The organism is Citrobacter sp. MGH 55 (genome assembly GCF_016906145.1).
In the GTDB taxonomy this organism is placed as follows: domain Bacteria; phylum Pseudomonadota; class Gammaproteobacteria; order Enterobacterales; family Enterobacteriaceae; genus Citrobacter_A; species Citrobacter_A amalonaticus.
In genome coordinates this window covers 2,830,366-2,855,280 of record NZ_CP070239.1, presented here as the reverse complement: position 1 = coordinate 2,855,280, position 24,915 = coordinate 2,830,366, and the positions used below count along the sequence as shown (strand labels likewise).

27 protein-coding genes and 1 tRNA gene are annotated in these 24,915 nt (G+C 52.7%); 13 read left to right on the top strand and 15 right to left on the bottom strand.

The genetic code is table 11. The annotated features are described in order from the left end of the window. Positions 1–40 precede the first annotated feature (40 nt). The 4 genes from sixA to JTI98_RS11335 form a co-directional block, all read right to left on the bottom strand. Positions 41–526, bottom strand: a complete 486-nt coding sequence (gene sixA, locus JTI98_RS11350; protein WP_130098109.1) for a phosphohistidine phosphatase SixA — start codon at positions 524–526, stop codon at positions 41–43. Positions 527–718: 192 nt separating this feature from the next. Beyond that, positions 719–2,878: a fatty acid oxidation complex subunit alpha FadJ gene (gene fadJ / locus JTI98_RS11345; protein WP_216081263.1), complete on the bottom strand. Its 2,160-nt coding sequence runs from the start codon at positions 2,876–2,878 to the stop codon at positions 719–721. Beyond that, positions 2,878–4,188, bottom strand: coding sequence for an acetyl-CoA C-acyltransferase FadI (fadI, locus tag JTI98_RS11340; protein WP_044327350.1), 1,311 nt, complete (start codon positions 4,186–4,188; stop codon positions 2,878–2,880). The genes fadJ and fadI overlap by 1 nt, the downstream gene beginning before the upstream one ends. Positions 4,189–4,368: 180 nt before the next feature. Continuing rightward, positions 4,369–4,653: a YfcZ/YiiS family protein gene (locus tag JTI98_RS11335; protein ID WP_042317736.1), complete on the bottom strand. Its 285-nt coding sequence runs from the start codon at positions 4,651–4,653 to the stop codon at positions 4,369–4,371. A gap of 373 nt (positions 4,654–5,026) precedes the next feature. On the opposite strand from JTI98_RS11335, the gene fadL reads away from it, so the two are divergent. Further along, entirely contained in the window at positions 5,027–6,367 is a 1,341-nt protein-coding gene (gene fadL / locus JTI98_RS11330; RefSeq protein ID WP_216081262.1) for a long-chain fatty acid transporter FadL, read from the top strand. A 61-nt stretch (positions 6,368–6,428) separates the two neighbouring features. Here the strand turns inward: fadL and mlaA are convergent, their stop codons facing one another. Beyond that, on the bottom strand, positions 6,429–7,184 hold the full coding sequence (gene mlaA, locus JTI98_RS11325; protein WP_044327351.1) for a phospholipid-binding lipoprotein MlaA: 756 nt from the start codon (positions 7,182–7,184) through the stop codon (positions 6,429–6,431). 291 nt (positions 7,185–7,475) lie between these two features. Between mlaA and JTI98_RS11320 the strand changes: the two genes are divergently transcribed. Together JTI98_RS11320 and JTI98_RS11315 are read left to right on the top strand one after the other, a co-directional pair. Beyond that, complete coding sequence (locus tag JTI98_RS11320) at positions 7,476–8,417, top strand: formate/nitrite transporter family protein (RefSeq protein WP_044258449.1); 942 nt, start codon at positions 7,476–7,478, stop codon at positions 8,415–8,417. Positions 8,418–8,492: 75 nt separating this feature from the next. Beyond that, a tRNA-Arg gene (locus JTI98_RS11315) sits at positions 8,493–8,567 on the top strand. 37 nt (positions 8,568–8,604) lie between these two features. Here the strand turns inward: JTI98_RS11315 and preA are convergent. Together preA and JTI98_RS11305 are read right to left on the bottom strand one after the other, a co-directional pair. After that, positions 8,605–9,840: an NAD-dependent dihydropyrimidine dehydrogenase subunit PreA gene (gene preA, locus JTI98_RS11310; RefSeq protein WP_042999957.1), complete on the bottom strand. Its 1,236-nt coding sequence runs from the start codon at positions 9,838–9,840 to the stop codon at positions 8,605–8,607. After that, positions 9,834–11,075 carry an NAD(P)-dependent oxidoreductase gene (locus JTI98_RS11305; protein WP_216081261.1) on the bottom strand — a complete coding sequence of 414 codons (1,242 nt, stop codon included), beginning with the start codon at positions 11,073–11,075 and terminating at the stop codon, positions 9,834–9,836. The genes preA and JTI98_RS11305 overlap by 7 nt, the downstream gene beginning before the upstream one ends. Before the next feature lie 461 nt (positions 11,076–11,536). On the opposite strand from JTI98_RS11305, the gene JTI98_RS11300 reads away from it, so the two are divergent. Beyond that, complete coding sequence (locus JTI98_RS11300) at positions 11,537–12,415, top strand: nucleoside deaminase (protein WP_044258443.1); 879 nt, start codon at positions 11,537–11,539, stop codon at positions 12,413–12,415. 116 nt (positions 12,416–12,531) lie between these two features. Here JTI98_RS11300 and JTI98_RS11295 read toward each other — a convergent pair whose 3' ends face one another. Beyond that, positions 12,532–13,143 (bottom strand): DUF1062 domain-containing protein, encoded by a 612-nt coding sequence (locus JTI98_RS11295; RefSeq protein WP_216081260.1) that lies wholly within the window; start codon positions 13,141–13,143, stop codon positions 12,532–12,534. 292 nt (positions 13,144–13,435) lie between these two features. On the opposite strand from JTI98_RS11295, the gene JTI98_RS11290 reads away from it, so the two are divergent. Both JTI98_RS11290 and JTI98_RS11285 read left to right on the top strand, forming a co-directional pair. Continuing rightward, on the top strand, positions 13,436–13,687 hold the full coding sequence (locus JTI98_RS11290; RefSeq protein WP_042999953.1) for a zinc ribbon domain-containing protein: 252 nt from the start codon (positions 13,436–13,438) through the stop codon (positions 13,685–13,687). Between the two features lie 7 nt (positions 13,688–13,694). Beyond that, positions 13,695–14,282: a dienelactone hydrolase family protein gene (locus JTI98_RS11285; RefSeq protein WP_216081259.1), complete on the top strand. Its 588-nt coding sequence runs from the start codon at positions 13,695–13,697 to the stop codon at positions 14,280–14,282. Positions 14,283–14,296: 14 nt separating this feature from the next. On the opposite strand, the gene JTI98_RS11280 is transcribed toward JTI98_RS11285, so the two are convergent. Then, positions 14,297–14,770: an isoprenylcysteine carboxylmethyltransferase family protein gene (locus tag JTI98_RS11280; protein ID WP_058586910.1), complete on the bottom strand. Its 474-nt coding sequence runs from the start codon at positions 14,768–14,770 to the stop codon at positions 14,297–14,299. Positions 14,771–14,897: 127 nt separating this feature from the next. Between JTI98_RS11280 and JTI98_RS11275 the strand changes: the two genes are divergently transcribed. Then, a complete protein-coding gene (locus JTI98_RS11275; protein WP_181628490.1) occupies positions 14,898–15,083 on the top strand; it encodes a YegP family protein in 186 nt (61 codons plus the stop codon). 42 nt (positions 15,084–15,125) lie between these two features. On the opposite strand, the gene JTI98_RS11270 is transcribed toward JTI98_RS11275, so the two are convergent. The 4 genes from JTI98_RS11270 to cynR all read right to left on the bottom strand — a co-directional run bounded on the left by JTI98_RS11270 (position 15,126) and on the right by cynR (position 18,434). Then, positions 15,126–15,848: an amino acid ABC transporter ATP-binding protein gene (locus JTI98_RS11270; RefSeq protein ID WP_216081258.1), complete on the bottom strand. Its 723-nt coding sequence runs from the start codon at positions 15,846–15,848 to the stop codon at positions 15,126–15,128. Further along, positions 15,835–16,599, bottom strand: a complete 765-nt coding sequence (locus JTI98_RS11265) for an amino acid ABC transporter permease (RefSeq protein ID WP_042999949.1) — start codon at positions 16,597–16,599, stop codon at positions 15,835–15,837. The genes JTI98_RS11270 and JTI98_RS11265 overlap by 14 nt, the downstream gene beginning before the upstream one ends. A 67-nt stretch (positions 16,600–16,666) precedes the next feature. Next, positions 16,667–17,434 (bottom strand): basic amino acid ABC transporter substrate-binding protein, encoded by a 768-nt coding sequence (locus JTI98_RS11260; RefSeq protein WP_042317722.1) that lies wholly within the window; start codon positions 17,432–17,434, stop codon positions 16,667–16,669. Between the two features lie 106 nt (positions 17,435–17,540). Further along, positions 17,541–18,434, bottom strand: a complete 894-nt coding sequence (gene cynR / locus JTI98_RS11255; protein WP_216081257.1) for a transcriptional regulator CynR — start codon at positions 18,432–18,434, stop codon at positions 17,541–17,543. Positions 18,435–18,544: 110 nt separating this feature from the next. On the opposite strand from cynR, the gene JTI98_RS11250 reads away from it, so the two are divergent. From JTI98_RS11250 to JTI98_RS11235, 4 genes are all read left to right on the top strand, one after another. Further along, complete coding sequence (locus JTI98_RS11250; protein WP_042999948.1) at positions 18,545–19,204, top strand: carbonic anhydrase; 660 nt, start codon at positions 18,545–18,547, stop codon at positions 19,202–19,204. A gap of 32 nt (positions 19,205–19,236) precedes the next feature. After that, positions 19,237–19,707, top strand: a complete 471-nt coding sequence (gene cynS, locus JTI98_RS11245; RefSeq protein ID WP_044327361.1) for a cyanase — start codon at positions 19,237–19,239, stop codon at positions 19,705–19,707. Between the two features lie 61 nt (positions 19,708–19,768). After that, entirely contained in the window at positions 19,769–20,227 is a 459-nt protein-coding gene (locus JTI98_RS11240; RefSeq protein ID WP_216081256.1) for a nucleoside deaminase, read from the top strand. Beyond that, positions 20,224–21,405 (top strand): cyanate transporter, encoded by a 1,182-nt coding sequence (locus tag JTI98_RS11235; RefSeq protein ID WP_305852751.1) that lies wholly within the window; start codon positions 20,224–20,226, stop codon positions 21,403–21,405. Before JTI98_RS11240 ends, JTI98_RS11235 begins: the two co-directional genes overlap by 4 nt. Positions 21,406–21,551: 146 nt before the next feature. Here JTI98_RS11235 and JTI98_RS11230 read toward each other — a convergent pair whose 3' ends face one another. After that, on the bottom strand, positions 21,552–21,794 hold the full coding sequence (locus tag JTI98_RS11230; protein WP_042999944.1) for a DUF2545 family protein: 243 nt from the start codon (positions 21,792–21,794) through the stop codon (positions 21,552–21,554). A 422-nt stretch (positions 21,795–22,216) separates the two neighbouring features. Here JTI98_RS11230 and lpxP point away from each other — a divergent pair, with 422 nt between their 5' ends. Then, positions 22,217–23,137, top strand: coding sequence for a kdo(2)-lipid IV(A) palmitoleoyltransferase (gene lpxP / locus JTI98_RS11225; protein WP_042999943.1), 921 nt, complete (start codon positions 22,217–22,219; stop codon positions 23,135–23,137). Positions 23,138–23,507: 370 nt separating this feature from the next. Then, entirely contained in the window at positions 23,508–23,579 is a 72-nt protein-coding gene (gene ypdK, locus JTI98_RS11220) for a membrane protein YpdK (RefSeq protein WP_010723117.1), read from the top strand. Positions 23,580–23,643: 64 nt separating this feature from the next. On the opposite strand, the gene alaC is transcribed toward ypdK, so the two are convergent. Further along, on the bottom strand, positions 23,644–24,882 hold the full coding sequence (gene alaC / locus JTI98_RS11215; protein WP_042999942.1) for an alanine transaminase: 1,239 nt from the start codon (positions 24,880–24,882) through the stop codon (positions 23,644–23,646). Positions 24,883–24,915 lie beyond the last annotated feature (33 nt).

Sequence of the window (24,915 nt, the reverse complement as noted above, 5' to 3'; positions counted from 1 at the left end):
GAAGAGCCGCATCAGCGGCTCTTTACAGAAAGTACAGCGGTTAAATCGCTTTCGCCATTTTGAGGTTGCACGGGCTCATCTGCCAGTTGAACACCCCTTTTCCGCTTTCATCCAGCGTCACACTGGCAATCGCGGAGGTGGTAAACATCGGCGGCGTTTCGCCAGGACACAGCTCGGACACCAGGTAACCCACTAACGGAAGGTGTGAGATTACCAGCGCGGTGGCTACGCCTTCATTGGCCAGAGCCTGCAAATAGGCGCTGACCAGACCGACATCGCCGCAGGGAGTCAACTCCGGCAAAACATCCACGTCGCCAGGCAGGTTCATGCATCCCCCTACCACATCCAACGTTTGTTCGGCTCGCAGGAACGGGCTCACCAGAACACGTTCGATATCCACTTTTTGACCTTTCAGCCAGTTCGCCATAAGGCGTGATTCGTCACAACCGCAGGGGGTTAAGGGACGAACCGAATCACTGGCGGCATCGAGGGCCGCGTCGCCGTGACGCATGATAAAAACTTGCATATTGCACCGCTTTTGTTAACCAGAATCACACGCACCCCAGCCAAAACCCCTCAGGGTTGCTGTAATGCAGTGGCCGGCATTGTGCCTTATCCGTTCACTGAATGAAACGCTGTGTTTTACCTCAATGGCGTAAGTATAGTCAATCTGTGTTTACAATTTAACCAACTCACAGCCATTCAGTGCGGATATACCTTACATTTGACCTTGTTCTTTCAGGTCAGTTGCATCTGCTTTCCAGAAACTTTCACCCCGCTCCGCCATCTGTAACAACGTATCGCACGGCGTGAACCGCGGACCATACAGCGAAGCCAGACGTTGCAATACCGCAACCACTTCACCCGCCCCGAGAGAATCCATATAACGGAACGGGCCACCGAGAAACGGAGGAAAACCAATACCAAACACCGCGCCAATGTCACCATCGCGCGCGCTACGGATCACCTGCTCATCGAAGCAGCGTGCCGCCTCATTGAGCATTAGCATGACGCAGCGTTCCGCAATCTGCGAAGCGGAGAGCCTGCTCTGCCCCTGAGCGCCGATAAGCGTATAAATTGTAGGGTCGACCTGTTTTTTGCTTTTACGCCCTTTCGCCCCATAAAGATAGAAACCCCGACCATTTTTTCTACCTTTGCGATCGTCATTCAAAATTGATGAAACAACATTTGCAGGGGCGCTAAAACGCTCGCCATAAGCGGCTTCCAGTATCGGTATAATTTTAGTGCCGGTGTCGATTCCGACTTCATCCAAAAGTTGGATTGGCCCTACCGGAAAACCAAACTTTACCAGTGCGCTGTCGATCTGCTCGACCCGCTCACCTTCGGTCAGCAGGCGAATCGCTTCATTGATATACGGCGCAAGAATGCGGTTTACGTAGAATCCAGCCTTATCACGCACCACAATTGGCGTTTTACCCTGTTTTTTCGCCAGCTTAACCGTAGTGGCGATGGTTTGTCCCGACGTCGTAGCATGCGGAATCACCTCCACCAGCGGCATTTTTTCTACCGGGCTAAAGAAGTGCAGACCAATCACCTGCTCAGGTCTGGCCGCTTTGGCCGCAATATCGCTAATCGGTAAAGATGACGTGTTGGAGGCAAAAATGGTGTGGGATGCGCAATTCCGCTCAACTTCCGCCACCATCTGTTGTTTTAACGACAGATCTTCAAATACCGCTTCAATCACCAGGTCGCGATGGGAAAAGCCGCGATAGTCGGTCGAACCCGATATTAGCGCCAGCTGTTTGTCACGTTCACTGGCTTTGATATGCCGACGACGTACCTTCGTTTCAAGCTGATCCCAGCTGTATTTCAGCGCGTGATTGATTCCTTTGGTATTTATGTCTTTGATACGAACTGGCAAGCCACCTTTACAGGCTGTGACGTACGCAATACCGCCTCCCATCAGTCCACCACCTAAAACGCCGACGCTGTTAAGCGGCCCTGGCGGCACCTCGCTGCCCGGATCCTTTTTCACGTCCGTACTGGCAAAAAAGATATTGCGTAACGCCTGCGATTGCGGCGTCATCGCCAACTCGCCAAACGCGCGCGCCTCCGCGTCATAGCCGCTGCTACTCCCCTGTGCCAGTCCGGTTTCAATCACCTGTAAAATACGTTCTGTCGCCGGGTAATTTCCCAGGGTTTTCTGTTCTGTTTTCTTGCTAACCATGCGGAACAGCAACGCCCGTCCGAGCGGGCCCGCCAGAATACGTTCACGAACCGGTAAAGCGCGGTGAACGGGACGATCTTTTTTCGCCCATTCCACGGCAGCATCCAGCAGGATCGTCTGCGGGACTACCTCATCCACCAGCCCCGCTTTCAGCGCCTGCTTCGCGCGAAGTTGCTTACCAGTGAGGATCATATCCAGCGCCGTACTAACACCCACCCGTCGGGGTAGCCGTTGGGTACCGCCCGACCCCGGCAGCAGCCCGAGTTGCACTTCCGGTAAACCGAGTACGGTTTTTGCATCGTCCGTGCAGACGCGAGTATGACAGGCCAGCGCCAGTTCAAGTCCGCCACCCAGGCAAGCGCCGTGAATGGCGGCCACCACCGGAATCGGCAGCGCGTTAATCTCGGCCATCAGTTGCTGCCCCTGTCGCGCCAGCGTTTCTGCTTCATGGGCGCTTTTGCAGCGGCCAATCATATTGATATCCGCCCCTGCAATAAAATTGTCCGCTTTTGCGGAAATAATGACGACGCCGCGAATCGCCTTGTTCTCGCGAATCTGTTTAAGAATGATGCGTACCTGCGAGGCAAACTCCGCCTTAAGGGTATTCATCTTTTCTCCGGGGACATCAACAGAGATGACCGCGACGTTGTCCAGACGCACGTTAAGCGTAAAAGCCGATGTCATTTCCATTATTCCGCCTCCAGAACCATTGCCGCACCCAGCCCACCCGCTGCGCAGGCGGTGACCAGGCCAAAGCCGCCACCACGACGACGTAATTCGTGCAGCGTTTGCGTGATCATCCTCGCGCCCGTCGCGGCAAATGGATGTCCAAAGGCAATTGAACCGCCAAGTACGTTAAATTTGCTGTCATCCACTTCGCCAGTGGCATGGCTTCGACCGAGCACCTCGCGGGCAAAACGCTCACTGCCAAGTAACTGGAGATTGGCAAGCGTCTGCGCGGCAAAGGCTTCGTGCATATCGAAAAGCGTCAGATCGGCCATTGTGATGCCCGCACGTTCCAGCGCCAGCGGCGTAGACCAGGCCGGACCCAGCAGCATATCCTGCCAGACATCGATCGCGGTAAACGCGTAGCTGCGCAGATAGCCGAGCGGAACCAGCCCCAACTCTTTCGCTCGAGATTCCGTCATCAGGATGACTGCCGCCGCGCCATCGGTCAGCGGAGTGCTGTTTGCCGCCGTAACGCTGCCATGTTTGCGGTCAAATGCCGGACGCAGTCTGGCGTAATCTGCCAGCGTGGAGTTGCCGCGAATATTGTTATCTTCAGACAGGGACTCTTTAAAAGGCGGTGTGTAAGTGGTCATGACTTCATCGGCGAGCTTGCCTTCTGCCCACGCCAGGGCGGCCCGCTGATGAGAGCGATGCGCCAGGGCATCCTGTTGTTCACGGGTAATCCCGTAGGTTTTCGCCATCTGCTCGGCGGTATCGCCCATTCGCAGGCCGGTTGAGTATTCCGCCACAGCAGGCGGGACGGGCATCAGATCGCGCAAGCGCAGACGGGAAAAGAGTTTCAGACGCTGCCCCATCGTGCGGGCTTTGTTGACATCGACCAGCACCCGCGCCAGTTTTTTGCTGACGCCAATGGGCAGCACCGAAGATGAATCAGCCCCACCGGCGATACCCGCACGAATGGTGCCGGCCATCAGGCTTTCTGCGACGTTAGCGACTGCCTGAAAACTGGTCGCACAGGCACGACTGACGCTGTAGGCATCGGTATGCACATTCATCCCGGTCCCGAGCACAATTTCACGCGCGATGTTCGGCGCTTCCGGCATCTGTACCACCTGGCCAAAAACCAGTTGTTCAATCACATCAGCAGGGATTTCACTGCGTGCAAGCAGTTCGCCAACCACCATTTTGCCGAGATCGACGGCGGGAATGCCATGATATGCGGTCGCCTGACGGGCAAAAGGCGTACGTAATCCGCTCACAATGGCGATGCGATCGCCCTGACGGGTGACCAGCGGTAATGCCTGACTCATAACACTCCCCTGTAAAAAATAAATAAGTGGTCTGACCTGATCATAGTCTTAACCAATTTTTTACATTTAGCCAAGCGGAGCGCAAAGAAAGTGAGAGCTACGACACAGTGAATAATCACTGCCTGAAACGAAAATGCCCCGGGGAAAACTCACCGGGGCATCAGAAACAACGAGGCGGGATTAACGCAGACCCAGCTGGAAAATCAGGGTTTCGGCTTCGCAGGCGAAGACAAAATCGATATCCAGACGCACGCCGTCAGACTCTTCGGTGAAGGTCGAGGTGATTTTGCACGGTTCAGATTCCACGCTACGCGCTTTTTCGGTCAGCGCCGCCAGCGTCTCTTCAGCCTCTGCGCGGTTAGCGAACACGCGGCTGTATGATGCGGTGCAATCGGAGTTGTCCATGATGGTACCAACATCCATACAGCAGCAAACCGGGGTTTCATCAGCACTGCATTTACTCATTGTAGATTTCCTCTGTATTTCGCACCCAGGGTGCCAGATAAACGATGGGGATATTTTACGCCCCCCACATTCACCTCTCCAGTTGTTAATTGTGCGAAATGCGATAAGTGACCGAAATCACAATTAAAAATGATCTAAAACAAATTTCACCTAAAAGGGTGAGTGCGCAAACCGTCAATTTTGCCAGCTGGATCGCGTTTTTAAGATCACAATTGAAAAAAGTTATAAACATACTTGCAACATTTCAGCTGGTCAGACCTATACTCACGCCACTGGTCTGATTTCTATGTTGTACCACAGACCCTACACTTCGCGCTCCTGTTACACCATGTAACATAGTTTGTATAAAAATAAATCAATTGAGGTTATGGTCATGAGCCAGAAAACCCTGTTAACAAAGTCTGCTCTCGCAGTCGCAGTGGCAATTATCTCCACCCAGGCCTGGTCTGCAGGCTTTCAGTTAAACGAATTTTCTTCCTCTGGCCTCGGCCGGGCCTATTCGGGTGAAGGCGCTATCGCAGACGATGCAGGTAACGTCAGCCGTAACCCAGCGCTGATCACAATGTTCGATCGCCCGACGTTCTCTGCGGGTGCGGTCTATATCGATCCGGACGTCAACATCAGCGGACGCTCACCGTCTGGTCGTAGCCTTGATGCCGATAACATCGCGCCAACGGCATGGGTGCCAAACGCACACTTTGTTGCGCCAATTAACGATCAGTTCGGTTGGGGGGCATCAATTACCTCTAACTACGGTCTGGCAACAGAGTTCAACGATACCTACGCAGGCGGTTCTGTTGGCGGTACCACCGACCTCGAAACCATGAACCTCAACTTAAGCGGCGCCTATCGCTTAGACGACGCCTGGAGCTTCGGTCTTGGTCTGAACGCCGTTTATGCGCGTGCGAAAATCGAACGCTTCGCCGGTGACCTGGGTCAACTGGTCGCCGGTCAGGTGATGAACTCTCCTGCCGGACAAACGCCGCAGGGTCAGCAACTGGCTGCCACCGCAAATGGCATCCCAAGCGATACCAAAATTGCTCATCTGAATGGTAACCAATGGGGCTTCGGCTGGAACGCCGGGATCCTGTATGAACTGGATAAAAACAACCGCTACGCGTTGACCTACCGTTCTGAAGTCAAAATTGACTTTAAAGGTAATTACAGCAGCGATCTGCCTCCGGCGATCAACAACTACAACCTGGGTATCCCGACCGCTACCGGCAGCGCCACTCAGTCAGGTTACCTGACGCTTAACCTGCCAGAAATGTGGGAAGTGTCCGGTTATAACCGCGTAGCGCCGCAGTGGGCTATCCACTACAGCCTGGCCTATACCAGCTGGAGTCAGTTCCAGGAGCTGAAAGCGAAATCCACCAGTGGTGATACGCTGTTCCAGAAACATGAAGGCTTTAAAGACGCTTACCGCATCGCACTGGGTACCACCTACTACTACGATGATAACTGGACGTTCCGTACCGGTATCGCCTTCGATGATAGCCCGGTTCCATCACAAAACCGCTCTATCTCGATTCCGGATCAGGACCGCTTCTGGCTGAGCGCCGGTACCACCTACGCCTTCAATAAAGATGCGTCTGTGGACGTTGGTGTCTCTTATATGCACGGTCAGAGCGTTAAGATTAACGAAGGTCCGTACCAGTTCGAGTCTGAAGGTAAAGCCTGGCTGTTCGGTACCAACTTCAACTACGCATTCTGATTTCTTGCAGATGTAAAAAAGGTGAGCTTTTTAGCTCACCTTTTTATTTGCTCAATCTGGCTTACTCGGAATCGATCTCTTTGAGTTCATCCTGAATCGCCTGCGCGTTCGGGTTTTCCTGCGGCTTGAGCTTGCCGCCATTAGCGATAAAATCATGACGCTGGAAGTAAGCTTCACGAACCATAATATAGGGATCGGAAGACTGACGCAGCAGACCATCGGAATCCAGCAACTGCGCGCGGGTTTCAATCCCTTCAATCGTCCATTTACCAATAGACATCGGCCAGGTCAGCCAGGAGAGCACCGGATATAACGTATCCGCCATATCTCCGCCATCATCACGGATCGTCCAGCTACCATAGAACGGTAACTGCACGTAAGGACCATAACCTACGCCATAATGACCTAAAGTGCTGCCGAAACGATGCGGTTCAACACGCTGCAGTTTCGGGTTCGCCATACCGGCGACGTCAATAAAGCCCCCCATCCCCAGGATCGTGTTGAGGAAGAAACGGGTGAAATGCACCATCCCCTGATACGGATCGCCCTGCAGGAAATAGTTCACCATCACCGCCGGCTCTTCCAGGTTACCGGTGAAGTTGCTCAGACCATTACGGGCAGGCTGCGGAACATAATCACGCCAGGCGACGGCCACCGGTCGAACGATATACGGATCCAACACATTAAAGTTGAAGTTGTACATGGTGCGGTTGAACCCTTCAAACGGGTCTGAACGCCCCTGCTGTTCTGTGCCGGAACTCGCACACCCCACCAGCAGTGTGGTTCCCAGCGCAAGCGCCGACAGGCGAAGCTTCATAAATGTCTCCCTGTTAATTATGGCTATTGCTGATTGCCATCCATGACGGAACGCTATCGTATCCGCCTGTTAAGGTGTGAGCGATTGTAACAGTACGTCAAACGATGTCTATATCACCGAACTTGTTGATTTGATCATAGCCTGGTCACACCAGAATCGTCGCGCTTCTATTTTAGCGGGATGAAGAAAAACAAACGTTACCATTTTTGCGTTTTCAGAACATGTCCTGACAGGGGGCAGGCTAAAAACCGCTACGCTTTAACGTGTCAGTGCTTATACCGGAGACGAATAATGGTCGATCATGAAAACGACAAATTAGATAAACATAGCGACGAGCTTGCCGTCGAAAGTGAAGAAAAACAGGATGGGAAGAAGATAGAACTGGATGAGGATCGCCTCCCCTCGCGGGCGATGGCGATTCATGAGCATATTCGTCAGGACGGGGAGAAAGAGCTGGAACGGGACGCGATGGCATTGCTGTGGTCTGCCATCGCCGCCGGGCTTTCGATGGGGGCTTCGCTGCTGGCAAAAGGGATCTTCCACGTTGAACTGGAGGGGGTACCCGGCAGTTTCTTGCTGGAGAATCTCGGCTATACCTTTGGCTTTATCATCGTCATCATGGCTCGCCAGCAGTTGTTCACTGAAAACACCGTCACCGCCGTGCTGCCCGTCATGCAGAATCCGACGCTCAGTAACGCGGGCCTGTTGATGCGACTGTGGGGCATCGTACTGCTGGGGAACGTGCTGGGCACCGGCGTCGCAGCGTGGGCCTTTGAATACATGCCCATTTTCAACGAAGAGACCCGCGATGCGTTCGTGAAGATCGGCATGGACGTGATGAAAAATTCCCCTACGGAAATGTTTGCCAATGCCATTATTTCCGGCTGGCTGATTGCCACCATGGTCTGGATGTTCCCGGCGGCGGGTGCAGCGAAAATTGTGGTGATCATCCTGATGACGTGGCTGATTGCGTTGGGCGATACCACCCACATCGTCGTCGGGTCGGTCGAAATTCTCTATCTGGTATTTAACGGCACGCTGCACTGGAGCGACTTCCTCTGGCCGTTTGCCTTACCCACACTTGCCGGAAACATTTGCGGCGGCACCTTTATCTTTGCCCTGATGAGCCACGCGCAGATCCGCAACGATATGAGCAACGCCCGCAAAGAAGAAGCCAGAATCGCGGCACAAAAAAGAGACAATGCGCAGAAAAAGGAGGAAAAACAGTCCTGAATGGCGACGGTTTGAACAGTCAGGCGGTCACTCTCTTACCGGGGCACACAAAAAACGGTATACTCGTGCCGCCTCGTCCCCTTAGTTAAATGGATATAACGAGCCCCTCCTAAGGGCTAGTTGCAGGTTCGATTCCTGCAGGGGACACCATCCGGCCCACCGTGGCGAGCCGGAAAACGTCCAGGCGTTAAAGGGTGACCGAATGCGCTTTTTCGCCGGGTTTGAATACTACCTCTCCGAGGCTGATACACGCGACCGGGCAAACATGGCCGCACAGCAGGCAGCCGACGCATTTTTCGGTATTGCAGTGCGGGGTCCGCGTCTGTTCGTTCCACTCCATCGCCTGATGACCACCGTCGAAGCAGGAAATGTAGCAACGACCGCAGCCGACGCATTTTTCCTGATTAATATGCGGGTAAACGATATAACTGCGGTCGAGATCTTCTGCCGGAACGATATTGGCATTTGCCAGCCCCACCATCTCATCCAGCGAGTCGAAACCCTGATCGTTAAGATAGTGCGACAAGCCACTAATCATATCTTCAACAATGCGATAACCGTACTGCATGATGCCGGTTGTCACCTGAAGTGTTGCGGCGCCCAGCAGCAAGAACTCGGCAGCATCTTCCCAGGTTTCAATTCCACCGATACCGCTAATCGGAAAATCTTTCAGTTCAGGATGGGTGCGTAACTGCTGAATGAAGCGCAGGGCAATCGGTTTCACCGCTTTACCTGAATAGCCCGAAATACTGGATTTGCCATTGACGACTGGCAGACCCAATTTACGCTTGAGGTCAATATTGGTAATTGACTTGACGGTGTTGATGGCGGCAATACCATCGGCACCACCGCGTTTCGCCGCCAGCGCAACCTCGCACATATCGCCGATATTGGGCGTCATTTTAGCGAGCATCGGCAGAGAAGAGCCGCGTTTCACCGCCTGGCAATATTTCTCCACCAGTTCAGGACTTTGCCCCACATCGCTCCCCATGGCGTGAGAGGTCATCTGCGGACAGGAGAAGTTGCATTCAATCATATCCGCGCCAGCCTCTTCGACCAGACGCGCCAGATCCTGCCACTGCTGCTCATTTTCCCCCATGATCGAGGCGATCAGCACCTTATCCGGGTAATCTTGTTTGAGCCGACGAATCGCCGCAAGATTTTCTGCCAGCGGGTGCTCAGCAATCTGCTCCATGTTTTTAAAGCCGATAAACCCGGTGTCTTCTTTAATCAGATGGTCGAAGCGGGGAGAAACTTCGTTGGCGATAAAGAAACCGATGGTTTTAAAAACGATGCCGCCCCAGCCGCTATCGTAGGCTTTAGCGCACATCTCATAGCAATTGCCGACCGGGGAAGAAGAGAGGCAGAACGGATTGGGAAACTTCACGCCGCAGAAGGTAATAGAGAGATCTTTGGTTAGCATGATGACGCCTCCTCTAAATAGTGATGAATGGCTTGAGCGGCTTCTTTCCCGGTTTTAACGGCATACACCACGGTTTTATCTCCCTGGACGATATCGCCAGCGGCGAACAGTCCCGGAACTGCAGTCTGGTAATGTTGAGTGTCGACGGTATTGCGTTGTACCCGAATGCCGGAGAAGGCTTCCAGCCCGGCATGCTGACCGACGGCGAGGATAATTTTTTCTGCGGTCAGAGATAGCTCGCCAGGCAGGCGCATGTGCCTGAAGGTGACCTTATTTCTGTCAACTGCCGTTGGCGTAAAGCCATCAATGATAGAGACGCCCAGCGCCTGGGTGGTGGTGAACTCTTTTTCACTGGCCGGGAACTCCGCAAGCTCTTCACGCGCCACGCAGGTAACCGATTCACAGCCGAGAATTTTGAGCGTACTGGCCACGTCCATGGCGACATCGCCGCCGCCAATCACCAGCGCGCTTTGCGGCACGGATATGCCACCCGCCTTGCCACGCGCGCGTTTTAAAAAGTCGACGGCGATTTCTGCCGTCCCCGCGTCATTAAACAACGGCAGCGACATGCCTTTTGACAGGCCGACCGTCAGCAGGACAGCGCGATATTCAGCTTTGAGGGCCTCCAGCGTGACGGTGTTGCCAATCTCGCAGCCACAGCGGATTGTCACCCCCATTTCCGTAATACGCGCAATTTCAGTGTCCAGCACCGATTGCGGCAGACGGAATTCAGGAATGCCGTGGCGCAACCAACCGCCGGGTTGAGCCGTTTTTTCGAACACAGTGACGTCATAGCCCAGATTGCACAACGTGACACTGGCCTGCAACCCGGCTGGGCCCGCCCCCACGATGGCGACGTTGCCCTTATCTTTACGGCCTGGCTGATAAATCTGCATCTGCGTTTGTCGTTCAAAGTCGGTGACAAACCGTTGCAAACGGGCAATATCGATAGGTTTATCAATTCCGGAACGGGAACAGCCGCGCTGGCAGAGTTTTTCCGTGGGACATACCCGGGCGCAGACGGCGCCAAGCGCGTTATTTTCTCTAATGGTTTCGGCCGCGCCCTTAAAGTTACGGAAATAAACAGAGCGGATAAATTTCCCCGGGTCTGTTTCCGCCGGACAGGATCGGCTGCACGGTGCGTCGTGACACAGCAAACAGCGGGAAGCTTCTTTGATAGCCAACAAGGGCGTGAAGCCAGGAATCAGTTCATCAAGGTAGTCTCGTTGCGACATATGCCATTCCTTAATAATAAGTTTACGTAAGGCAAACTGAGTACAAATAGCTACTTATGAGGCTAGGCTTATGACTGAATGGATGTTGTGAAAGCATTCACAGATAACCAGATAAAAAGTATGGAATTGCAGCGACCGCAGGAATAGAAAAGATGCGAATAGAAACTATTTTTGTAATAAGAACGCATTAATTGTGTTATGCAAAAAAAGACGGTTGCGAAAAAACGCGCAGCCGTTTGGCACGGCGTCAGTCGTTCCGGGAATACTGATGTTTTTATTCGGCGGCATCGCACAGGGATCGGCGCGTTTATGCAGAAATCTCTTTTCAAATAAATAATGAGTCACCAAACCTTACGTAAATAACGCTTTTTTGTGTGGCAGTAAATTCTGTTATTGTTCCTTGCCAGCGGAATAACGGCGGTGTAATAATTCATAAAAATACGCCACGGAATAAATAACTTATGGATGATATTATTCAACTTGAATCCTATATGCGCCACGCCATTCGTGAAGCGGAAGAAAGTCTGCGTGAAGGAAATAAAGGTTTTGGCGCAGTCATCATCAAGGATGGGGAAATCATTGCCTCTGCGCATGATGGTGAGGAAACAGAATCAGACCCGACATCGCACGCGGAAATTAATGCCATTAAACTCGCCGGGAAAAAGATCGGCAAAGATTTATCCGGTTGTCTTCTTCTCTCAACCAGTGAACCTTGTCCGATGTGTGCCTTCGCCATTGCGTGGTCAGGTATCAAAGAGATAGCCTTTGGATACTCTATTCAGGATGCGCTGGCCCAGGGGCGGCGGCGGATTTTATTCCTCTGTACCGAAGCGTTTGATAAAGCAGGAATGGATATTACCGTACATAAAGGTATTCTTCAGCGAGAATGCGCAACTCTTTATCGCGCGGATGTTCGAAATGAAATCAATAGACTACGTTCGGCGACCGATGACGATCTTAGGGCGCTGAATGCCGATTCCATTGCGCGTCGAACGGCCTGGTTCTGTGAGAATAGCGCGATACTGCGTGCTGAACACAGCAATCTGTTAGAAGCGGCCCATCGCTTGCTGGTAAGTCGATTTCACACCACAGTTGATGAAATGCCTGTGGTGGCGAGAAGTGAAAAACAGATCACGTTCCATTCCATGAATTTCTGTCCAACGCTGGAGGCGTGCAAAATATTACGTCTGGATACACGGCACGTGTGTAAACTCCTGAATGAAGATTCCACAAACAGGCTGGTCAAAAATATTGACCGCAGACTTCGCTTCTCGCGGAATTACGCGAATCTGCGTCCCTATACGCCTTTTTGCGAAGAATTTATCTCACTTGAAGATTGATATTTCAGGAGAAATTGTCCGTAAAATAAAAAGACCTCATCACGGAAACGCGATATCCCTCGCAGGATTGACTCGTTGGACGGTGACGCCCGCTATACTGGCGGGCGTCGTCTGGTTTAGCGTTTCACTCCGATGTGTATTTTTCGGGTTGCGTAGAACGCGTCGTGACTCATCCAAAACTCATGCGTCGTCTCATGAATTTTGCGATTTTTTAGCTCACGCAGCGTAATGCCGCGAATCTTCCCTTCTGCAATCCGTCGCGCGACCTCCCCCGTACTGAGTCGTAACTGCTTTTTCATCACCGACAACAGACTGACCTGAAAGGCGGTCGTTAAGCGGATAGTGACCTTCACCTGTTGATGCCGGGCAAGCGTCATCCGCCACTGTTCGCGAACAGCAAACTCCGGGCTACCGGAAAGCTCAGCATTATTTCGCTTCAAAACCTGGCGATCGTGAGCGAAAAGCAGGATCGCGCTTGCGTCATTGCCAACGATCCGCGCAAAAAGATCGCGGTCAATACGGCTGACAGGGAGTCGAGAAAACAGATTGATATTCCAGGTATAATCGCAATGAAGACACTTATAGATGCTCCAGACATCCAGCAGCTTCTTTTGCGAATTCATTCTGAAAGCCCCGGCAGGGATGAAATCGCGTTTGATATTGCAGGCAGGACAGCGCTTCGCAATGCGCTGATATCCCACGGGACTGACAGTCCATGTGACGTGCATGTTGACCCTTTTTTAACCCATACAAAAACGGATTCGTCCTGGACGAACCATGAATTTTGCTATGCGAAAAATATTTGAAGATATTTTTCAGTGGGTTAAGAAAAGATTTCCAGCACAACAATCCCTTGAGTTATCGATAGGCCAGCAAGACTAACAGACCCCTGGCCTCTCAATACATAAATCAAATCAATATTTGTGACACAACTATCAGGGTTATTTGATCTGGCATCGGATTCTTCTCGAAAAATAACCGTATATTCATTCATCAACCACAGGATACAAGGAGCGTGAAATGTCACAGCAAGAACAGTTTTGCCATGCCTGCGGAATGCCACTTTCCGCACCCGATGCCAAAGGGGCGAGCGATAAATACTGTGCCTATTGCAGCGATGCCGAAGGCAATCTGAAGCCCTGGGATGACGCCGTTTCCGGTCTGGCAGGATTTCTGGATTCCTGGCAAAAAGTGGGCCCTGAGGAGTCACGTAAGCGCGCAATCCGTTACCTGACATCCATGCCTGCCTGGGCACACAAAGCAGACGACTAAACCGCCGATGCCAACCCAACGGTCAGATGCCGTCGTGATCCTGCATGAAATCTACGGCATCAATGCGCATATACATCGCACCAGGGAAATGTGGCGGGCGCGTGGTTTCGATGTCTACGCCCCCGCACTTTTTCCGCATGACGTGCCGTACAGCTATGCTCAGCAGGACGAGGCGTATCGCTATTTTTCAAACCACGTTGGTTTTGATCCACAACCCATCTTAACGTTGCTTACCACACTGCGTGCGCAACATCGCAAATTGATTGTCATCGGCTACAGCACCGGGGCAACGCTCGCATGGCGGGTCGCAGGAAGCGGCTTGTGTGACGGGGTTATTTGTCATTATGGCTCTCGCATTCGCCAGTACAGCGATGAGTTACCGCACTGCCCTGCGCTGATGATCATGGCTCGCCATGAGCCATCATTCGACCCTACGGCGCTACAACAGAAGCTGGAAACATTGCCCCTGGTGCAATGTCATATGTACGATGCACAGCACGGCTTTTGTGACGCAGACAGCCCCGGATACCTTGCGTGGCAGGCGCGCCATGCTGTCGCTGATGCCATCGCATTTGTTGACGCGGTCTGCGGATAGTCGACATCCTGCCTTTATAGCCAGCGGCGAACCTGTTTAGTGTAGTGCTCCCACTGTGCACCAAAGCGCTTATGTAACTCGAACTCTTCAAAATCGATATGCAACCGGGCCACCACCAGCATAAAGAGCGGCACGGCAATCATGCCAGGCAGACTGCCCATCCAGAGCGCAACGGCAAATTGCATACCGGTCAGTCCAAGATAGATAGGATTTCGACTCCAGGCATAACATCCGTGTGTAACCAGCGTCGTTGTTTTATCCGCCTGTAGTGGATTGAGGGTAGTGCGACTCACATGCATGTGCCACGCGGTCGTCAGAATGACGCCGAGACTGACTGCAGCAATCGCCAGACTCAGCACCTGGGTGACCAGGCCAAAGGTAAAACGCGGATTTGCGGTCAAACAATCCCCGACCACAAAGATTAACAAAATGACCGGCGGCGGAAACCGACTTCTGAGCTTTGCGAGACGCACATTGATCTGTTTCATTTCTCTCCTTCTGCATCGCGACTAGTTTGAGACTTTACAGTTCCCTTCGAATAGTGCCTGATAAATTATCACTAAACGATGCTCAATACGGTCCGGTAATTCCTCTCTTTTCAAAAAGGCGATAATGATGGCCGGTTGGTTTAAATTGAGTAAGAGTACAAACGATCAATTCCGTTTTGTATTGAAAGCAGGTAATCATCAGATTATTAGCGCCAGCCAGATGTATGCCTCCGTGCAATCGCGTGATGCGGGCATCGCGCCAGTAAAAACAAACGGCAGTTGCAAAACGATAAAAGAGCAGATCGGATTTTGACGTAATTGGCCAGATCGGGAAATACCGATCTGGCCTCTAATATTAAAGAACCTTACTTAAAAACTCAGCCGTTCGCGGATTCACTGGCGATGTAAAAAGCACGTCAGGCGATCCCTCTTCCTGGATAATACCGTGATCGATGAAGATGACCCGATCAGCCACTTCACGGGCGAACCCCATTTCGTGGGTGACAATCGCCATGGTCATGCCTTCATTGGCCAGATTCTTCATAACCTCCAGCACATCCCCCACTAACTCTGGATCCAGCGCCGAGGTTGGCTCATCGAACAACATGATCGAGGGGTTCATTGCCAGCGCGCGGGCAATCGCCACACGTTGCTGTTGACCGCCCGACAGGCGTGAAGGCCAGGCGTCGCGTTTATCGCTTAATCCGACCTTTTCCAGCAACATTTCTGCCCGACTGATCGCATCGCGACGCGAGAGCCCCAACAACATTTGCGGTGCCATCATCAGGTTGTCCAGCACCGTCATGTGCGGAAACAGATTAAAACGCTGGAACACCATCCCCACGCTTTCGCGCATTTTATTGAGATCGGTTTTGCGATCGTGAACGGCAAAACCATTCACCATCACTTCGCCCTCGGTGACTGTCTCAAGCGCATTCATACAGCGTAAAAAGGTGCTTTTCCCGGACCCTGACGGGCCAATGATGCACACCACTTCCTGCGGTTTGATATCACAGTCAATCCCGCGCAGAACGTGGTTGTCACCAAAATGTTTATGTAAATTTTTAATGTGGATCACTTTTACCAAACCTTTTTTCCAGACGGTTAACCAGCTGCGCCAGCAGGAAGGTGAGTACCCAGTACACCAGTGAAATGGTCAGGTAGGGTTCCCAGTAGGTGGCGTAAGCGCCTGAAACCGTACGCGCCGCGTAGGCCAAATCGGCAAGACCGATCGCCGAGGCGAGTGAGGAATCTTTGACAATCGCAATGGCGTTATTGCCCAGCGGTGGAAGAATACGGCGAAAAGCCTGAGGCAGAATGACTTTGCGCATGGTTTTCCACCACGGCATCCCCAGCGCTCGCGAGGCCTCCATCTGACCGGGGTCAATCGACTGGATCCCCGCGCGGAAGATCTCAGAAACATAAGCCCCGGCATTCAGCGTGATCGCCACAATACAGGATAAGAAAGCCCCGTAGCCCGAGCGCAATTCGCGGGCAAAATCGGCGCTCATCAGCCCGCTGGTGACCAGAATTCCGTCACGGGGATTGATGAACAGCGGTACCAGCGCAAAATGGACGACCATGATCTGAACAAACAGTGGCGTTCCGCGAAAGGCGCTGACGTAGAAACGAACGGGATATTGAACAAAATAGCGGAGTGCGTATTTCCAGAAACCGTGCTCGGCTTTCGCCATGCGGCCGAGCCCCAGCGTCAGCCCCCAGAGTGTGCCAAGACAGACACAGATGATGGTGCATTTTATGGTCATCCACGCGCCTTCCATAAATAATGGCGCATACTCCTGGATGATTTCCCAACGAAATCCCGTCATGGTTTTCCCCTGCAAAAAAGCTGACACAGACCGCGTGTCAGCCTAAAAAATAAATTAATAATGCAAATTACTCTGACGGAAGTGTCGGGACTTCACTGTCAAACCAAGTTTTATAAATTTTATCGTAGGTACCGTCAGCGATGATTTTCTTCAATCCCGCGTTAATCTTTTGCTGTAATTCGGTATTCCCTTTGGCGACCGCAATACCAAAATACTGGCGCTCAAACTTGGCATCCGGCACAAGCTTGAACTGTTTTTCCGGATGCTGCTTGATGTAGTATTTCACCACGCCAACATCGCCAACCGCCGCGCTGACGCCATCTTCAAATAATTCCTGCAGCATTAACGGCGTGTTGTCGAAACGCTTAATTGCGGTGCTGTTTTTCCCGAGAACGCCAGAAACCACAATGTCGCCGGTGCTGGAGTTAACGACGCCAACCTTTTCTGTTTTCAGCGAGTCCAGAGAACTCACTTTTGAATCAGCCGGAACGACAATGGACTGTTCCGCCGGGAAATAAGGAAGAGAAAAATCCACCATCTGCTTACGTTTATCCGTGATGGTGATCCCCGAGATAATGATGTCGCGATCCCCGGAACCCAGCGTCGCAAAGATACCTTCCCACGGCGTGTTGACCAGTTTGACATCAAAATTTTCTGCTTTAGCAATGGCTTTAATAATATCGATATCAAAGCCTTCCAGTTGTTTCTGGCTGTTTTCAAATTCAAATGGGCGATAGGTGCCACCCGCGCCGACCACGTAGGTTTCTTGTGCTGCAAAAGCGGCCCCGGTCAACGCCATCATCAAACATCCTGCTTTTATCCACTGACTGAACATTCCCTTCTCCTTTTATTTTTATGCACATTTACTGCATAAAAATACCCAAACTACTTTCCTTATGCAATCACAATCTGCTCCGCGGCTTACCTCGCCGAAACGCCGCTTAGCGTGTCGTTTTCACAGTCTTAACGCCTTCTTGCGCCATCGCGACAAACGCCCTGGCGGCGGCGGTTCGCCAGGCGCCTTTGCGCTGCAATAATACGGCCGTGCGTTCGAGCAGTTGTGGCGTCAGTGAAATGGCCCGCAGATCGTTGCTTTGCAACGCGATAGGCGCAGGCAATAGCGTGGATAATCCCGTGCGCCGCACCAGTTCCAGCACCGCGCTGATGGAATTAACCTCCATGTGGATCTGCGGTTGCAGTCCAGCCTGACGACAGTAACGATCAATCTGTTCCCGGGTAGCAAACTCCGCGCTCAATAAAATCAACTTTTCATTATTGAGCACGCTTAAATCCACCGACGCCTGTGCCGCCAGCGGATGATGATTCGCCACAACCAGGGCCAGGTTTTCAGTCAGCAACGGCTGTGCATCGATATCCGCAGAGTGAATCTCATCAAAAGCAATGCCAACATCCAGTTTATCGTTGACCAGCCTCTCTTCGATTTTGTCCTGCGAGAGCTCCTGCAACTGTAAAGTCACATTAGGATAGCGGGTATAGAATTTGGCCAGTAACGGGCCGATAAACCAGGCGGTAAAGGTAGGCGTCACCGCGACGCGCAGGGTCCCCCGGCTCAGATCCTCCACATCATGAATGGCACGTTTGCCCTCTTCCAGCGCCTGTAGCGCGCTACGCGCATAGCGCAGATAAACCTCTCCCGCATCGGTCAACCGGGTCAAACGCCCGCTACGATCGAACAACTGAACGCCCAGCGACTCCTCCAGTTGCCGGATTTGCTGTGAAAGCGCCGGTTGCGAAACGTGCAGCGCCGCCGCTGCGCGAGTGAATCCGTGATGTTCCGCGACGGCAAGAAAATAGTGAGTGTGTCGATCCAGCATCGCCTTTACCCATAAGATTTTCCAATAGCCTCCATTATAAATGAGTCTTTTATCTTATGACATGAAGTACGTAGCCTGTGTCCATCGCATAGCGAGACAGAGGATTATTCGTGAAAGAGATTATTGATGGCTTCCTGAAGTTTCAGCGCAAGGTTTTTCCTGAACGCGCGGAATTGTTCAGACGCCTTGCCACCCAGCAAAACCCCCGGGCGTTATTCATCTCCTGTTCGGACAGCCGCCTGGTTCCCGAACTGGTCACGCAGCGCGAGCCTGGCGATCTGTTCGTGATCCGCAACGCCGGAAATATTGTGCCGTCATACGGGCCGGAGCCCGGCGGGGTAACCGCCTCGGTGGAATACGCCGTCTCTGCGCTTCGCGTCAGCGACATTGTGATCTGCGGACACTCAGACTGCGGTGCGATGACCGCCATTGCCGGCTGTCACTGCCTGGATCATATGCCTGCCGTCAACCACTGGCTGCGTTATGCGGACTCCGCTCGCGTCGTTAACGAGTCACGAATGCACACCTCTTTGGCTGAGAAAACGGCCTCAATGGTGCGTGAAAACGTCATCGCGCAACTCGCCAACATCCAGACCCATCCCTCCGTGCGCCTCGCGCTCGAAGAGGGGCGCATCGCGCTACACGGCTGGGTATACGACATCGAAAGTGCAGAGATTGCCGCTTACGACGGTGCCAGCAGACAGTTCGTCTCTTTGGCGAAAAACCCAGACACCTGCGCGATGCCTTACCGCCAGCCATCCGCAGCCTGAGCTATTTTTTAACGTATCAATGAGGATTCATCATGATTCAGTCGCAAATTAACCGTGATATTCGCCTGGCCCTGGCTGACCAGATCCTGCTGAGCAAAGCCAAAAAGGATCTCACATTTGCCCAGCTTGCGGACGGTACCGGCTTATCCGAAGCCTTTGTCACCGCCGCGCTGCTCGGTCAACATGCCCTCCCGGCCGATGCTGCGCGTCTCATCGGCGAGAAGCTGGCCCTCGACAGCGATGCAGTCCTGTTGTTACAAACCATTCCCCTGCGCGGCAGTATTGACGATCGCGTACCGACAGACCCGACGATGTACCGCTTCTATGAGATGTTGCAGGTTTACGGCACCACGCTAAAAGCGCTGGTCCACGAAAAATTTGGCGACGGCATTATCAGCGCCATAAATTTCAGGCTGGATGTAAAAAAAGTGGCGGATCCAGAAGGGGGCGAGCGCGCCGTGATTACTCTGGATGGTAAGTACTTACCAACGAAGCCTTTTTAATCCATCAGAACGGTACGCGCAGGCGTATCGTTCTTCTTTTATTTGCTCACAGGAGTAAAGCATGTCTGCACATGATAACTATCTGCAACAGGCGTTGGCCCTGGCGGCCCGTAACGTTGAACAGGGTGGACGCCCGTTTGGCGCGGTCATTGTCCGCAACGGCGTCGCGATCGCCGAAGCCGTCAATACACTGCACCTGGATGATGATCCCACCGGGCATGCGGAACTCAATGCCATTCGGGCGATTGCTGCCCATTCAGGCAGTGTAGCGCTCCGCGAATGCGTGGTTTACGCCAGCGGACAACCGTGCCCAATGTGCCTTAGCGCGATGTATCTCACCGGGGTGAAAGAAGTCTGGTTCGCCAACAGCAATGGCGACGGCGAAACGTTCCGTCTTTCTACGGCTGCCATTTATCAGCAACTACAGCAGCCTCTCGAGCAGCAAACCCTGCCCGTTCATCATCTTCCGCAGCCTAACGGTCTGGCGGTGTATCAACGCTGGGCTGAAAAACAGTCATGAACAAAACTCCCCGCGTTGGCCTGATGCTGCTGGTTCTGGTGCTGATAGGCCTGAACATGCGTCCGCTGCTGACTTCTGTCAGCCCGCTTCTGCCACAGCTGCGCGCCGACAGCGGCATGAGCTTTGCCGTGGCGTCGCTGCTCACGGCGCTACCGATGATCGCCATGGGCGCGTTGGCGCTGGCAGGCGGGTGGATCAATCGCCATATCAGCGAGCATATCAGTGTCGCCTTGAGTTTGTTGATGGTGATGACCGGCGCGTTGCTTCGTGAACTGGCGCCGCACAGCGTTGTGCTGCTCAGCAGCGCTCTGCTGGGCGGCATTGGTATCGGGATCATTCAGGTGGTGATGCCCACGGTGATTAAGCGTCTTTTTTATCGCCGCATGCCGCAGGTGATGGGACTCTGGTCGGCCGCATTGATGGGGGGCGGGGGACTCGGGGCGGCGCTGACGCCGTGGATCGCGCAACACAGCGAACTCTGGCATCGCTCGCTGGCATGGTGGGCCTTGCCCGCGCTGATTGCTCTGGTTGGCTGGCTAGCACAACGCCGCTCCGCAGAGATGCCGATCACTCACCCGAAAGGTGCCGCCGTGCGCGTCGTCCTCAATCCGCGTGCCTGGACGCTGGGGCTTTATTTTGGCGTGATCAATGGCGGTTACGGCAGTCTGATTGCCTGGCTGCCGCCGTACTATATTCAACTGGGCAAAAGTGCACAGTTCAGCGGTACGCTGCTGGCGCTGATGACCGTCGGTCAAACGGCGGGAGCGCTCATATTGCCTATGCTCGCGCATCATCAGGATCGCCGTAAATTGCTGCTTTTCACGCTGGCACTACAGATGCTCGGCTTTTGTGGTTTTATCCTCTGGCCTGCGCAATTGCCGATTCTGTGGGCGGTGGTGTGCGGTATCGGCCTGGGCGGCGCGTTTCCTTTATGTCTGGTGCTGGCGCTCGACCATGCCCGACATCCGGTAATCTCCGGTAAATTAGTCGCTTTCATGCAGGGGATTGGTTTTATTATTGCTGGCCTCTCTCCCTGGCTCTCTGGTCTCTTGCGCAGTCTGAGCGGCAATTACTGGGTTGACTGGACGTTCCATGCCCTCTGTATCGCCGGACTGATGGCGCTCACAGTGCGTTTCGTTCCCGCACGCTATCCACAGGAGTGGTCAGTCGCCGAGTAAGGCGCGAACGGAAGAACAGAGGACTAACCGGGTCGTTTCGGGGGGCTGACAACGAAAGTGCCAGTTGGCTGGCACTTTCCCACAGGACGCGACAACCCAATATAAAAATGGCAATCATCAATAATAATGATTTATTGCCGTGCTAATTAACGCTTACCGTAACCCACCATAAAACGAATGATCAGGCCGCAGGCAGGTGAAAGAAAAAGAAACAATCCTGTGACCATTTCATCACCCGCAGTCAACCACATCGTGGTGTAGTATATCAGCACTGCCAGAACGACCATGCCAAGAAGCGCGCTAATGGCTGATATCCAACCTAAAACCTGCGCGATATACCCGCTGACCCCCAGCATACTCGCGAGCAGAAAGGCTAAAAAAAAGATCATCGCTGTACCTCCTTTTTGCGTGAACTCCAAACCTAAATCCTTACTCTCCTTATACTTTTCATCATAAACTAAAGCGCCACCACCAGCAAATTTCACAACTTTTTTATAACAAGTCTAATTATACGAATATTCCGCATTGTGCTTTTCTAACCTTATTAAAAACAAATAATTAAAAAACACGCCATTATCCTTTATACGCCATGCAAATATTTACGCTTCTTGATTAATTATTTGTGGCTGACATTAATCCCCTGATGGTACATTATACGTCCAGCATTCATGCCCCTCGTGGTTTTATCCTGACGCAGTTTTACACTCTTAGCAGGAACCATTGTCGTACATGATGGCCTAAGACATTGAGTGTACCGCGTTGGAGAATTCATCTTCTGCGATACAAAAATGGGTATCTATAGAAGGTGTTTATGTTCCCAACATGCAAATTTTCCCGCGCGTTTCTGCATCCGCGTTACTGGCTCACCTGGTTTGGCCTCGGTGTGCTTTGGTTATTGGTGCAACTGCCCTACCCTGTTCTGTGCTTTCTCGGCACCCGGACGGGCACACTGGCGCGCCCCTTACTGAAACGTCGCGAGTCTATTGCCCGCAAAAATCTTGAGCTCTGCTTCCCGTCTTATTCTCAGGAACAGAGAGAAAAGATGATTGAAGAGAATTTCCGTTCTCTCGGGATGGCGCTGCTGGAAACCGGTATGGCCTGGTTCTGGCCTGACCGTCGCGTGCGTAAATGGTTTGATGTTGAGGGACTGGAAAACCTACAGCGCGCGCAGGCGCAAAACCGCGGCGTGATGGTCGTTGGCGTTCACTTTATGTCACTGGAACTGGGTGGCCGGGTAATGGGGCTTTGCCAGCCGATGATGGCAACCTATCGTCCACACAACAATCCGCTGATGGAATGGGTACAGACCCGTGGACGGATGCGTTCGAATAAAGCGATGATCGGCAGAAACAATCTGCGCGGTATCGTCGGTGCCCTGAAAAAAGGGGAAGCCGTCTGGTTTGCTCCCGACCAGGATTACGGCCCGAAAGGCAGTTCTTTCGCGCCGTTCTTCGCCGTTAAAAACGTAGCGACCACTAATGGTACCTATGTGTTGTCGCGCCTGTCAGGTTCCGCGATGCTCACCGTAACGATGGTCAGAAAAGCCGGTAATTGCGGCTACCGTCTGTATATCTCACCGGAGATGCAAGGCTACCCGGCGGATGAAAATCAGGCTGCTGCCTATATGAACAAGATTATCGAGAAAGAGATCATGCGCGCGCCCGAACAGTATCTCTGGATCCATCGCCGCTTTAAAACCCGTCCAATGGGTGAAACCTCACTCTACATTTAAAAAAGGCCGCAAGGCCTTTTTTATTGCCTGTTACTCGCCAATAACCTTGATTATGTTATGGTTTTTATCCTCGTTTTTCGGGTCGTCAATCGCGTCGCTCAAATGTGATTTATTACCGTCTGAAATTATACTGTCGCCGAATCACGACAGTTGTAAGTTACTAAAAGTAAATAAAAAAATCCCTCTTGTCTCGCCTCATTTTTAGGCGTACATTAGCGCCGTCTGGAGCAATCAACGCACAGAATTCTGAGGTGGTGCCGTAAACGAAATGAGGAATATTCTGGGTTTCGTTTTTACCGGTATCAGCTCTCTATAATCAGATGAGATGAAATTCATTCAGGCGTATCAGTTATTGCGCGGAGAGATGAAAGTGAAATATTTCTTTATGGGCATTTCTTTTATGGTCATCGTTTGGGCCGGTACGTTTGCTCTGATGATCTAAAGACAACAATGCAGCAAAAAAACAGGAGCCGATGGCTCCTGTTTGCGTTTGGAAGGACTGGGTTTTACTCAAGTGTCTCAGAGGGTGATTTCGTCCCGGCTGGCAGCAAGCCATCGGCGCGGAACATTGATTTAATCCCTCTGATCGCCTGACGAATGCGATCGCGGTTCTCAATCAGCGCGAAGCGGACATGGGTATCGCCGTAATCACCAAAACCAATGCCTGGCGATACACATACTTTGGCGTCGTTCAGTAGTTTCTTCGCGAAGTCCAGCGACCCCATGCCGGCATACTGTTCCGGGATTTTCGCCCATACGTACATCGAAGCCTTAGGCATTTCGACCATCCATCCGGCCTCATGCAGGCCTTTCACCAGCACGTCACGGCGACGCTTATACTGCTCGGCGATATCCCGTACGCACTGCTGATCGCCTTCCAGCGCCGCAATCGCCGCAACCTGCAACGGGGTAAACGTCCCGTAATCGTGATAGCTCTTAATCCGCGCCAGCGCGTTGACCAGCGTTTTGTTACCGACCATAAAGCCAATACGCCAGCCGGCCATGTTGTAGCTTTTCGACAGGGTGAAAAACTCCACCGCCACGTCGCGAGCGCCAGGCACCTGCATGATGGACGGCGCTTTCCAACCGTCGTAAACGATGTCGGCATAAGCCAGATCGTGCACCACCAGCACATCGTAACGCTTCGCCAGCGCGACCACTTTCTCAAAAAATTCTAGCTCAACGCACTGTGCCGTCGGGTTAGACGGGAAGCCGAGGATCATCATCTTCGGCTTTGGATAACTTTCGCGAATCGCACGTTCCAGCTCGTTGAAGAAATCGATACCTTCCACCAGCGGAACAGAACGGACCTGCGCGCCGGCGATCACCGCACCGTAAATATGAATGGGATAACTGGGGTTCGGCACCAGCACCGTATCACCGTGATCGAGCGTGGCCAGCATCAGATGCGCCAGCCCCTCTTTTGAGCCGATGGTGACAATCGCTTCGGATTCCGGGTCGATATCGACATCATAACGTTCCTGATACCACCGGGAGATGGCCCGACGCAGACGCGGAATACCGCGAGAAGTGGAATAACCGTGCGTATCCGGGCGCTGCGCCACGGTACACAGTTTTTCGACGATATGAGGCGGCGTCGCGCCGTCCGGGTTCCCCATGCTGAAGTCGATAATATCTTCGCCGCGCCGACGCGCAGCCATCTTCAGTTCAGCGGTGATGTTAAAAACGTAAGGGGGAAGACGATCAATACGCGTAAAGCGACGTTCAGGGCGAGAGTCAGCCATAATTTCCTCAGATTCACGTTAGCGCCCGGACCG